Raw genomic sequence first — 11,104 nt, 5'->3', positions numbered from 1 at the left:
CCCTGGAACGCCCCTCATCCGTCGCCTTCGGCGACACCTTCTCCCACAAGGGAAGAAGGGGGAGCCTTGTCCTTCCACGGATCCGCCACCCTTGGCCAGATCGCCCGCTTCAGTTTCCTGTAATCCGTCACCGCCGGATTGCTGGGATACGCGCTCGGCGCCGAGAGATAGATGATCTCGGCGGCGATCGGTTCGAAGCCGGCGTAGAAATGGTTGGTCGATTTGATCAGCAGCATGTCCTTGGCCAGCGGATCGACGCCGATGTTGGAAAAAATGTCCGGCTCGAAGGTCTGCGTGCGGTTGGTGTTGAGGATGATGTCGACCTCGGTGCCCTCGATGCGGATCAACGCGGCGGGCCCGAGCGTCACCCGGCTCGGCCCGAAGCTCTGCCAACCTTCGGCGAGAACTTTCAGCACCATGACGCGGGCGTCGATCGGCTCGCCGGCCTGGGGACCGGCCTTGCCGCCGAAACGCAGGTCGATGACGGCGCCCTCGCCCGCGGCCCGGCAGAAGGTCACGGCGACCGGATCCCAGATCGTCGCCACGCCGACATTGTCGATGCCGCGGGCCAAAAGCTCCCGCAGCACGATGGTGCCGTCACCCGGCACGCCGCCGCCCGGATTGTCCCAGATGTCGGCGATGACCACCGGCCTGCCGCGCTTTTCAGCGTGCACCGCCAGCGCCCGATCGATGCCATCGCCGGCGCTCAGCATCGTCATCGCCGTCTTTTGGCGCATCGCGTAGAGCTCGCGTCCCAGCGTTTCGGCCAGCGCGTCGCCCTTGGCCTTGTCATTGTCGGTGACGACGAGGATACGCGTGCCCATTTCGGGCACATCCGCCGCCATGAAGCCATGGATGACCGAAACCGACAGCACGCCGTCCCTGCCGTGCAGCGCCTTGATACGGTCGACGAAGGAGCGCATCGGTTCGCGGCTGGTCGGCAGCACCTGGATCATGCGGCAGTCGAAGGTCGAGATGACGGGCTTGATCTCCCCGCGCGCCGCGGCGAGGCCAAGCTCGACGACATGTTCGCCGCGCTCATAGAAGTCGGTGTGCGGGAATTCGAGGAAGTAGGCCATGACATTACAGGCCGCCACGCGTTTGGGCGTGAGATGGCTGTGCGGATCGAACTCGCAAGCGATCACCACGCCAGGCCCGACGACCTCGCGCACCCGTTCGAGCAGGTCGCCCTCGCAATCGTCGTAGCCTTGCGCCACCATGGCGCCATGCAGGCCGAGAATGACGGCCTCGACCGGCAGCGCCGCCCTGAGCTGGCCCAGAATCTCGTCGCGCAGCGCCTCGTATGTCTGCCGCTGCACCAGGCCGCCGGGTTCGGCCCAGGTGGCGGTGCCCTCGATGACGGTCAATCCCTCTGCGGCCGCGCGCCGGCGCAGCGCGACGATCGGCGAGGAGCACAGCGTCGGCGTCTCCGGATGCTTGCCCGGCCCGGCATAGAAGGCCATCTCGAACGATGCCCTGTCGGTCGGCACCGGCGAAAAGGTGTTGGTTTCCGTCGCCAGCGAGGCGGTGAAGATGCGCATGAAAGCTCCGTGGACAGGTTACTCTTCGTTCTCGCAATTCCGGACGGAAAACCGCCACACACTTTTTCAATGGAATTGCTATTTGACGGCCCCGAGCGCCAGCCCCCGCACGAGGTAGCGCTGCAGCCAGATGAACAGGATCGCCACTGGCAGCGTCGCCAGCAGCGTGGCGGCCATGACGTGATGCCATTCGATGGTGTAGCGCCCGGCGACCAGCGAGAACACCTGGATCGGCAGCGTATAGCTCTCCTGGCTGCGCAGCATGGTGAGCGCCACGACGAATTCGTTCCAGGCGTTGATGAAGGTGAAGATGGCGGTGACGGCAATGGCCGGCAGGCAGAGCGGCAGAAACACTTTGCGCAGCGTCAGCCAGCGGCCGGCGCCTTCCATCCAGGCCGCCTCCTCGAGATCGCGCGGGATGGTGTCGAAATAGCTCTGCAGCATCCACACGGTGAAGGCGACGTTGAAGGCCATGTAGATGAAGCCGAGCGCGGTCGTCGATTCGACCAGCCCCCAGGCGGCCATCAACCGGAACAGGCCGAGCACCAGCACGATCGGCGAGATCATCTGCGAGATCAGCAGGAACTGGCGGAAGGCGCTGTAGCCGGCAAAACGAAAGCGCGACATGGCATAGGCCGCCGGCACGGAGATCAGGATAGCTCCGACGGTGGCGATAACCGAGACATAGAGCGAATTGGCGAGCGCCCGGCCGAAGCCGGTCGCCACCCACATGTCGGCAAAATTCGACCAGCGGAATTCGCTCGGCCACCATGTCGGCGACAGCACCTCCTGCCGCGGCTTGACCGCGGTCAGGAACATCACCGCGAAGGGAAAGATCGTCACCACGATCAAAGGCGCCAGCAGCAGCCAGGCGATGACGGTACGCTTCAGCTTGCTCCTCATGCGCGCTGCTCCCGCATGGCGAGGCGCACATAGATCATGGTGAAGACCAGCAATATGGCGAACATCACCAGCGACACGGCGGAAGCCTCCCCCAGTTTGCCGATGCGGAAGGCAAGCTTGTAGAGGTGAGTGACCAGGATGTCGGTCGAGTTGGCCGGCCCGCCCTGCGTCATTACCCAGATGATCGGGAAGGAATTGAAGACGTAGATGGTGTTGAGCACGATGGCGATGTTGATGAACGGTTTCAGGAGCGGAAAGGTGATTTCGCGGAACTGCTGTGCCGGCGTCGCTCCTTCGAGCGCAGCGGCCTCGTAGAGATCGTCCGGAATCGAAGACAGGCCGCCAAGGAAGATCGTCGTGGTGAACGGCACCGTCACCAATATGCCGATCAGCACCTGCATCGGGAACGCCGTCTCGGCCTGCGCCAGCCACTGGATGTTGTGATCGATAAGGCCGAGCCCGAGCAGCGCCGAATTCAGCATGCCGCTTTCGCCGCTCAGCGCCCAGCGCCAGACCACCGCCGTCATGGTCAGCGACACCGCCCAGGGCAGCATGATGATGACGCGGGCAATGCCGCGGCCGTAAAAATCGGTGTTGAGGATGATGGCGACCGGGATCGACAGAAGCAGCGCGCCGCCAACCACCAGCACGGTCCATATCCCCGTGCGCCACAGTGCGGCGACGAAATCGGGATCGGCGGTGAGGGCGGCGAAATTGGCAAGACCGCTGAATTCGCGCAGCTGGCCGAAACGGTTGACGTCATGCGTGGCGATCTGGATCAGGTCCCAGACCGGCCAGAAGATCACGATTGCCGCCAGGAACAGGCTGGGCAAGGTCAGCAGATAGGGCAAGAAGCGATTTTGCATCGGCTGGCCTGTAACCTCGGCGCACGGGATCGGAAGGTTCTGCTTATGCGGATTTCGGATCGGGAGACCAAAGATGTGGCGCGCCCCGCCTGAGTGGGGCGCGCCACGGGCGCAGGGAGATACGCCCTATTTCTTCAGCACGGCGTTGGCCTTCGCCGCCGCATCCTTCAAACCCGCCTCCGGGTCGCCGCCGAGGTATATCTTCTGGATCGCATCCGACGTGATCTGGGCGATCTCCTCCCAGCCCGGAATGACCGGCGCGAAGCGCGCATCGGGCAACAGCGCGGTGAAGGCGGCGAGGTCGGCATTGTTGACGTAATAGTCCATCTTGGCCTCTTCCTTGTTCACCGGCAGGAAGCCTTCGCCTTGCGTGAACTTGGCGCGCTGCTCCGTGGTGAACAGGAAGTCGAGCAGCTTCCAGGCCTCGTCCTTGTTCTTGGAGTTCTTGAACATGATGATGGAATCGGTGACGCCGTAGGTGCCGCGCGCGCCCGTCGGGCCGGCGGGTATAGCCGCCACGCCGTATTTGAGGCTCGGCGCCTCGTCCTTGATCTGGTTGGACAGGAAGGGTGCGGTGATCATCATGCCGACCTTGCCCTGCTTGAACAGGTTCTGGACGTCCTCACGGTTGTTGGAGGTGACGCCGGGCTCCGTCAGGCCCTCGTCGATCATCGACTTGTAGAGCTTGGCGGCTTCGAGCGCGCCAGGCGTGCTCAAGCCCGATGTGCCGTCCTTGTTGAGGATCTCGGTGCCGTATGACCACATCGCATAGTAATAGTAGACGTCGGTCTCGATCTCCTTGCCCTGCAGGCCGAAGCCGAATGTGCCGGACCCCAGCGCCTTGATCTTGCGGGCGTCCTCCTGCAGCTCGGTCCAATTGGCCGGCGGCTTGGCGATGCCTGCTTTCTCGAACAGCTCCTTGTTGTAATACATGGCGCGCGCCGAAGCGGCGATCGGCAGGCCGTAGGTCTTGCCGTCCATGATCGAGGGCGACAGGAACGTGTCGATGAAGCGGCCCTTGAAGTCTGGCGTGATGTAGCTGTCGAGCGGCTCGGCGACGTCCTGCTGCACGAAGTCGATCAGCCAGCGCGTGCCGATGATCGAGAGATCCGCATTGGTGCCGGCGGTGATGTCGGTGGTCAGCTTCTGCAAGAGCACATCCCACGGCACCACTTCGAACTTGACCGTGATGCCGGGGTTCTTTGCCTCGAACTCCTTCTTGACCTCCTCGAAGTAGGGGCCGGTCTTGGCGCTGTATTCGGCGACGGTGACGCGCACCTCGCCGGCTTGCGCCTGTGCCGCGAAGGCCAGCATGCTCATTCCGGCCATCAAGCCGACAGTCCATTTCGCAATGCTCATCCGATCTCTCCCATTTTGTTCCGCGCTTTTGCGCTCCTCACGCCGATGTTGGCGCAGGATTATGTGACTTTCCTACATTATCGAGGATCTGGCCCCACGCAAGCAGATTATCGTGTTGCTTAATTACATTCCATTCACTAGCCTGCCGACATCTGCCTAGAGCAGTTCACCGTTTCAAGGAAACGGAGAACCACTCTAACTCTTTGTTTTGACGCAATTCCGGACCGAAAACCGTATACACTTTCCTGGAATTGCTCGAACTGCCGGAGGAGCAAGCGCCGTGGTTTCGAAAGCCGAGTTCGAAGGCCGCACTGTCGTTGTCACGGGCGCCGGCGGCGGCCTTGGCACAGCGATCGTCGCGTTGCTGGCCGGAAGAGGTGCGCGAGTGGTCGGTTGCGATCAATCGGAGGAGGCGCTGGCAAGCCCGCACCTCGCCTCGCGCCATGTCTTCAACCTTCTCGACCGGGTTTCGGTCGAGGCAGCCGTCGCGGCCGTGCTCGACAAGGACGGCGTGCCCGACATCCTGATCAACAATGCCGGCTGGACGCGCGCGGAGACGCTCGGCGCATTGACGGCCGACAGGATAGGGCAGGAACTCGACCTCAACCTGACCGGCGTGATGACTTTTGCCGACCCGCTGGTGAAGGCGATGGCGGCGCGCGGTTCGGGCAGCGTCGTCTTCATTTCTTCCGTCAACGCCATCGCCCATTTCGGCAATCCTGCCTATGCCGCCGCCAAGGCCGGCATCAACGCCTATGCCAAGGCGATCGCCGTCGAGCTCGGCCGCAGCGGCGTTCGCGCCAATGTCGTCTGTCCGGGATCGATCCGTACCGCCGCCTGGGATCATCGCCTGGCCAAGAACCCCGACATTCTCGGCAAGCTCCAGCGGCTCTATCCGCTCGGCCGCATCGTCAATGCCTCGGAGGTGGCGGAAGCCGTGGCGTTTCTTGCCTCCGACCGGGCGTCCGGCGTAACGGGCGTGGTGATGCCGGTGGATGCCGGCCTGACCGCCGGCTGCCTGCCGTTCATCGACGACATAGTGGGAGCGTGACCATGACCGACGTCCAGTTCCGCGGCCTTTCGAAATCCTTCGGCCAGCACAGCATCCTCGAGAATATCGACCTCGACATCGAGAGCGGCGAATTCGTCGTGCTGGTCGGCCCGTCCGGCTGCGGCAAGTCGACCTTGCTGCGCATGCTGGCCGGACTGGAAACGATAAGCTCGGGCGATCTCGTCATTGGCGGCGTGCGCGCCAACGACCTGCCGCCGCAGCAGCGCAACATCGCCATGGTCTTCCAGTCCTATGCGCTGTTTCCGCATCTCAAGGCCTCCGACAATATCGGCTTCGGGCCAAAAATCCGCGGCGAGAGCCGCGCCGCGGTCGAGGACAAGGTCAAGAAGGCATCCGGCGTCCTCAACCTGTTCTCCTATCTCGACCGTTACCCCCGGCAATTGTCGGGCGGTCAGCGCCAGCGCGTCGCCATGGGCCGCGCCATCGTGCGCGAGCCCTCGGTCTTCCTGTTCGACGAACCGCTATCCAACCTCGACGCGCAATTGCGGGTGCAGATGCGCACCGAGATCAAGGCGCTGCACCAGAGACTGAGATCGACGGTCGTCTATGTCACCCACGATCAGATCGAGGCCATGACCATGGCCGACCGCATCGTGGTGATGGATCGCGGCCGGATCCAGCAGGTCGGGCCGCCACTGGAGCTCTATGACCGGCCGGCCAACAAGTTCGTTGCCGGCTTTCTCGGCTCGCCCTCGATGAGTTTCGTTTCCGGGTCCCTCAAGACGACGGCCACGAACAGCTGGTTCGAATCGACCGGCGGCGGAAAGCTTGCGCTTGCCGGCAAAGAGGTGCGGACAGGCGGCGCGGTGGAGGCCGGCATCCGGCCCGAACATTTTGTCATCGGCGAAGCTGCCGACGCCATGACCATCAAGGTGGACGTCGTCGAGCCGACGGGCTCCGAAACGCATGTCTACGGCGCCATTGGCAGCGATACGGTGCGCGTCGTCTTCCGCGACCGGATGCAGGTGAAGCCGGGCGACCGCCTGCCGGTCTCGGTCGAGCCGCGCAACGTCCATCTTTTCGACAAGGCGACGGGCCTGCCTCTATGAAAGCACAAGCGTGAAGACACCAGCATGAAGACACCGGCCGACATCATCACCCGGTTGCAGCTGATGTCGCAGGACGGCACCAAGTCGGATCGCCGGCTGGCGGGCCTGGTCCTGTCCGATCTCGATTTCGCCTCCAAGGCGGCGATCTCGGAGATCGCCGCGCGCGTCGGCGTCAGCGAGCCGACGGTGACCCGCTTCTGCCGCAATCTCGGCTGCGAAGGCCTGCGCGACTTCAAGTTCTATCTGGCGCAGGCGATCGCCATTGGCGGACAGTATCTGTCGCCCGAGCCGCTGAGCCGCGACGCCCGCGAGCAGCGCATCGCATCGGCCATCACCGAGGCGGCAATATCGGCCATCCAGCGCGCCAGCGAAAACCTCGACATGACGACGCTGGTCGATGTCGCCGCGCGCATTGCCACGTCAGGCAACGTGCTGTGTGTCGGCTCCGGCGGCATTTCCTCGATGATGGCGACCGAGATGCAGAACCGGCTGTTCAGGCTGGGCCTGCCGGTGCTGGCGCAGATCGACGGGCAATTGCAGCGCATGTACGCCGCCGTGGCCACGCCCGACACCACGCTGGTCGCCTTCTCGGTTTCCGGCTATGCACGGTCGGTCATCGAGGCGGTGCAGGTCGCGCAGCAATATGGCGCCACAACGGTCGCCGTCACCGCGCCGGACTCGGCATTGGCCAGGGCCGCCGACACCGTCATCCATTTGCAGCCGCTCGAGGACGGCAACATCTACAAGCCGACATCGTCGCGCTATGCGCTGCTGGCGATCGTCGACATGATCGTCACGTCGGTGGCCGAGACGCGCGGCCCGAAGGTGCTGGAGAATTTGCGCCGCATCAAGCAGAGCGTGAACACGCTGAAGGTCGACGATCCGCGTTTGCCGCTGGGCGATTGAACTTCAGGCCGAAGCACTGAGCGCCTCGATACGCTGCATCAGCACCTGGGGTTCACCCGTCACGCGCAGCGTCTTGAGCCGTGCCGTGCCGCCGACGACAACCGAAACGGCCGAGGCCGGCACTCCAAGCGTCTTGGCGGCCAGCTTCTCCAGCGCTTGATTGGCGGCGCCGTTTTCGGGCACGGCGCGGACCCGTGCCTTCAAATGGCTTCGCCCATCAGCCGATCTCTCTATGCCTTCGAACCTGTCCATGGAAGACTTCGGTGTCAGCCGGACGAACAATTCGATGCCGTTCTCGCGGATGCGGAACGGGGCACTCATGCGAGCATCGGGTTCACAGCACCAGCGGTGCCACGGTGGTGAGCAGGAACTGCCTGAGGAAGAACAGGATCAGCAGCAGGATGATCGGCGAGATGTCGATACCGCCAAGGTCCGGCATGAAACGTCGGATCGGCCTGAGCGCCGGTTCGGTCAGCCGGTAGAGCATATTGCCGATGCTGCCGACAAAGTGGTTGCGCGAGTTGACGACGTTGAAGGCATAGAGCCAGGAAAAGATCGCCGAGATGATGATGACCCACCAATAGAGGTCGAGCGCCATGACGATTGTTTGAATGAGGGCGAGCATGCCGGTCTCCAATTGTTGCCGACATGTAGCCATTGCGCGCGAAACCGGCAAGGGCAGGCTTCGGCCGCCAGGATTTCGGCAAAACGTCGCCTTGACAGAAAACTGCCGTGCCCGATAAATGCGCCATCCGCTGGACGGGGCTGTAGCTCAGCTGGGAGAGCGCGTCGTTCGCAATGACGAGGTCAGGGGTTCGATCCCCCTCAGCTCCACCAGCGGGATAGTCGTTTTCTTCTCTTCGCTGCATTGCAACAGCCGAACCCACGTCGGTGGCTACGGTGCGAAATGTCACGACACTGGCGCCCTTTTCCGTCCATCATGAAGGATTGCGAGAGCCTTCCGGGGCAAACGCCTGTCAATTGGACTTATGGCGGTGATCGCTATGGAATCGCGCTATTTTTTTTGGAATCCACCCCATTAGAGTGACATTACCAAATCAGTTTTTTCTGTGTGTTGTAGCAAGGCGTTTCGGTGGGGGCGGCTGACGGCGCTATACGGATTTGGAAGTCGATATGAAGAACCCGCCCGCGGAAGCAAAACGTGTCAATTCGCGAGTATCTCGCTGCAAATCTCAGACGGCTCTGTAAGGAGCATGCCTCGGTAAGCGCGGTATGCCGGGAACTGGGCATCAATCGCACGCAGTTCGAACGCTACCTTCAGGGACAGACCGTTCCGAACAAGGCGACAGCCAAGCTGATCTGCGACTATTTCCGCATCGACGAAGCCGAATTGTACCGGGAACCGGGCGCGCCGAAGCCTGCGGTTCGTGGCCTGCCACCGATTTCCGAAAGCCTGTTCAACCAAATGATCCGGCCGCCCGCCCCGTCGATCGCGGGCGGCACCTACTTCACCTATTTTTCGATCCCGGCCCGCCCCGACCTGTTGATGCGGTCGGTGACCTTCGTGCGGCGCGACGCCGAGCTGGTGACGTTCCGAAGGGTTACCGGATGGTCGGAGCGCCGGGGAACGACATGGGCGCGGGCGCGCGGCAATCATTACGGCGTGGCGATCTCGCGCCTGAACTGGATCTACTTCAGCGGCGTCAATCGCCGCCAGACCGGTGAACCATCGCTGATCTCGGTGCAGTGGGCTCCCATCTCGGAACCGGTACTGATTGGCAAGGCCATGCTTCTGACGGAAGCCGGGCCGGCCTTCGTGTCGGTCATCATGCGGCAGGACGTATCCATCGGCCCGCGGCAGGCGATCCGCATGGCGCACGTCGTCAAGCTCGACGACCCGAGCCTCGACCAGCTCGTGGTCAGCCTCGCTCGGGAGGGGCTGGACTGATCGCGTCAGAATCTTCCCTTTTACGCTAAATAAGAATAACTCTATCCGGAAATAGCGTATGCCGGCAGTCATCTACTCCGTATGTGAGTAAAATCGATTTTTTTGTACTTTAGGGCTAAGAAAGATAATTTAGATTAATGCAGTTTTACTACCATTTTAACAAACCATTAACTCTTTCGATCTTACCTTCCGCCCGTGGATCCCGTTTTTGGGGATCTTTTCAACAGATCCCATTTGGGGGTCAGGAAGGGATGAAAATGGCGAAGAAAGTGAACACTGCTCCGAAGCTGACGATTGCCGCAGGCACCCAGACCGTCTTCTTTTCGCAGGGCATGCACTACAACAAGCGCTGAGCTGCCCGAGGCGCCGGCGACGGTTGTTCGTCGGCGCCTCGCCTTCGCAATGACATTTCTGCATTCGGCTTTCGGCATCATGAAAATGCGCTCCGCAAAAACGCTTGTCTTCTACCCCGGCGCCAACAAGGTCACGGCGTGCAATTTCCTGACCAGAAGCGTCTTCGAATGCAGTTCCGAGGTGATCGGTCTTCTCGCATCCTGGGACAAATGGGCATCCGCCGCGGAGATCGCGCGGGACCACGGATGGTCGCGATCAGAGCTGGATGCCGTCATCCCCCAATTGCTCGATTTTTCCGCACTGGTGACCGCCGGGTCGCAACTGGCCGAACAGGAGAGCCAATTCTCGGGACAATGGAACTGGGGCATTCCGACCGCGCTGATGCATTTCTGCGTCCAGGACAGCGAGTTCATGACCATCGAACAGGCGGAGGCACGGCAGATCGAACGCGCCGGTCACACCGTGCAGCCCGACCTCGTGCTCAGGAATTCCGCGGCGGCCATCCGGCTGCCGGACGCGCTGGACGACAATGAACTCATTGCCCTGATGGCGCAGCGTCGCACGAACCGAACGGCGGCGGCGCCCACCATCACCGCGAAACAGCTTTCCGACTGTCTGTTCGCGGGCATGGGCATCACCGGCGAGACCAGCAACTGCGTTGGCGCCCTGCCGCTGGGCATGACCCCTTCCGGCGGCGCGAGAAACCCCTACGAAGCCTATGTGGTCGCGCCGGCGGTGGAAGGGCTGGAGCCCGGCGTCTATCACTACTCGGCTGTCGGACACGATCTTGAAAGGATTTCGGCGAACCACCTGCCGAAAGTCTCCGAGCTGGTCGGCGGACAGGAATGGGCCGACCCCATGCCCTGCCTGGTCCTGCTCTGCGCAAGGCTCGACCGCACCATGTGGAAGTATGAGGACGCCAACGCCTATCGTGTCGTGCTGATCGAAGCTGGCCATATCGGCCAGAACATGATGCTTGCAGCGACCAGGCACGGCCTGTCGGCCTGCCCGACCGCGGCGCTCAGCCACTCGGCGATCAAGCGCCTGCTCGGCCTCGACCGGCTCACCGACGCGCCCATCTACGCCTTGACACTGTCTATCCCGGAAACCGATCCGCGCCCGGCAGCGGGGTCGATCAATTAGCC

11 protein-coding genes and 1 tRNA gene are annotated in these 11,104 nt (G+C 62.5%); 6 read left to right on the top strand and 6 right to left on the bottom strand.

The window, feature by feature from the left end; all coding sequences use genetic code 11:
- Window positions 1-14: 14 nt before the first annotated feature.
- From LB545_RS02485 to LB545_RS02470, 4 genes are all read right to left on the bottom strand, one after another.
- On the bottom strand, window positions 15-1,541 hold the full coding sequence (locus LB545_RS02485) for a M81 family metallopeptidase (protein ID WP_224704361.1): 1,527 nt from the start codon (window positions 1,539-1,541) through the stop codon (window positions 15-17).
- Window positions 1,542-1,619: 78 nt separating this feature from the next.
- Window positions 1,620-2,444, bottom strand: coding sequence for a carbohydrate ABC transporter permease (locus LB545_RS02480; RefSeq protein ID WP_140492497.1), 825 nt, complete (start codon window positions 2,442-2,444; stop codon window positions 1,620-1,622).
- Window positions 2,441-3,310, bottom strand: coding sequence for a carbohydrate ABC transporter permease (locus LB545_RS02475; protein ID WP_224704360.1), 870 nt, complete (start codon window positions 3,308-3,310; stop codon window positions 2,441-2,443). The genes LB545_RS02480 and LB545_RS02475 overlap by 4 nt, the downstream gene beginning before the upstream one ends.
- Before the next feature lie 126 nt (window positions 3,311-3,436).
- Window positions 3,437-4,669 carry an ABC transporter substrate-binding protein gene (locus LB545_RS02470; RefSeq protein ID WP_140554802.1) on the bottom strand — a complete coding sequence of 411 codons (1,233 nt, stop codon included), beginning with the start codon at window positions 4,667-4,669 and terminating at the stop codon, window positions 3,437-3,439.
- 280 nt (window positions 4,670-4,949) lie between these two features.
- On the opposite strand from LB545_RS02470, the gene LB545_RS02465 reads away from it, so the two are divergent.
- The 3 genes from LB545_RS02465 to LB545_RS02455 are packed head-to-tail and all read left to right on the top strand — an operon-like array spanning window position 4,950 to window position 7,696.
- On the top strand, window positions 4,950-5,720 hold the full coding sequence (locus tag LB545_RS02465; RefSeq protein ID WP_224704359.1) for an SDR family oxidoreductase: 771 nt from the start codon (window positions 4,950-4,952) through the stop codon (window positions 5,718-5,720).
- A 2-nt stretch (window positions 5,721-5,722) separates the two neighbouring features.
- A complete protein-coding gene (locus LB545_RS02460; protein WP_224704358.1) occupies window positions 5,723-6,790 on the top strand; it encodes an ABC transporter ATP-binding protein in 1,068 nt (355 codons plus the stop codon).
- Window positions 6,791-6,814: 24 nt separating this feature from the next.
- On the top strand, window positions 6,815-7,696 hold the full coding sequence (locus tag LB545_RS02455; RefSeq protein ID WP_140492512.1) for a MurR/RpiR family transcriptional regulator: 882 nt from the start codon (window positions 6,815-6,817) through the stop codon (window positions 7,694-7,696).
- 3 nt (window positions 7,697-7,699) lie between these two features.
- Here the strand turns inward: LB545_RS02455 and LB545_RS02450 are convergent, their stop codons facing one another.
- A complete protein-coding gene (locus LB545_RS02450; protein WP_140654987.1) occupies window positions 7,700-8,017 on the bottom strand; it encodes a DUF167 family protein in 318 nt (105 codons plus the stop codon).
- 13 nt (window positions 8,018-8,030) lie between these two features.
- Complete coding sequence (locus LB545_RS02445; protein ID WP_224704357.1) at window positions 8,031-8,321, bottom strand: YggT family protein; 291 nt, start codon at window positions 8,319-8,321, stop codon at window positions 8,031-8,033.
- A 136-nt stretch (window positions 8,322-8,457) separates the two neighbouring features.
- On the opposite strand from LB545_RS02445, the gene LB545_RS02440 reads away from it, so the two are divergent.
- The 3 genes from LB545_RS02440 (at window position 8,458) to LB545_RS02430 (ending at window position 11,102) form a co-directional block, all read left to right on the top strand.
- A tRNA-Ala gene (locus LB545_RS02440) sits at window positions 8,458-8,533 on the top strand.
- Window positions 8,534-8,858: 325 nt separating this feature from the next.
- Window positions 8,859-9,605: a helix-turn-helix domain-containing protein gene (locus LB545_RS02435; RefSeq protein WP_140524635.1), complete on the top strand. Its 747-nt coding sequence runs from the start codon at window positions 8,859-8,861 to the stop codon at window positions 9,603-9,605.
- A 402-nt stretch (window positions 9,606-10,007) separates the two neighbouring features.
- On the top strand, window positions 10,008-11,102 hold the full coding sequence (locus LB545_RS02430; RefSeq protein WP_224655812.1) for a SagB/ThcOx family dehydrogenase: 1,095 nt from the start codon (window positions 10,008-10,010) through the stop codon (window positions 11,100-11,102).
- The last annotated feature ends 2 nt before the right edge of the window (window positions 11,103-11,104 follow it).

The sequence above is a fragment of the Mesorhizobium sp. BR1-1-6 genome, from assembly GCF_020165355.1.
Taxonomy (GTDB): domain Bacteria; phylum Pseudomonadota; class Alphaproteobacteria; order Rhizobiales; family Rhizobiaceae; genus Mesorhizobium.
This window is presented reverse-complemented; position numbering and strand designations above follow the sequence as displayed.

Bases quoted from the DNA above. Each gene is read 5' to 3' on its own strand.
- LB545_RS02485 (WP_224704361.1), bottom strand. From the start codon at position 1,541: ATGCGCATCTTCACCGCCTCGCTGGCGACGGAAACCAACACCTTTTCG.
- LB545_RS02480 (WP_140492497.1), bottom strand. From the start codon at position 2,444: ATGAGGAGCAAGCTGAAGCGTACCGTCATCGCCTGGCTGCTGCTGGCG.
- LB545_RS02475 (WP_224704360.1), bottom strand. From the start codon at position 3,310: ATGCAAAATCGCTTCTTGCCCTATCTGCTGACCTTGCCCAGCCTGTTC.
- LB545_RS02470 (WP_140554802.1), bottom strand. From the start codon at position 4,669: ATGAGCATTGCGAAATGGACTGTCGGCTTGATGGCCGGAATGAGCATG.
- LB545_RS02460 (WP_224704358.1), top strand. From the start codon at position 5,723: ATGACCGACGTCCAGTTCCGCGGCCTTTCGAAATCCTTCGGCCAGCAC.
- LB545_RS02455 (WP_140492512.1), top strand. From the start codon at position 6,815: ATGAAGACACCGGCCGACATCATCACCCGGTTGCAGCTGATGTCGCAG.
- LB545_RS02450 (WP_140654987.1), bottom strand. From the start codon at position 8,017: ATGAGTGCCCCGTTCCGCATCCGCGAGAACGGCATCGAATTGTTCGTC.
- LB545_RS02445 (WP_224704357.1), bottom strand. From the start codon at position 8,321: ATGCTCGCCCTCATTCAAACAATCGTCATGGCGCTCGACCTCTATTGG.
- LB545_RS02430 (WP_224655812.1), top strand. From the start codon at position 10,008: ATGACATTTCTGCATTCGGCTTTCGGCATCATGAAAATGCGCTCCGCA.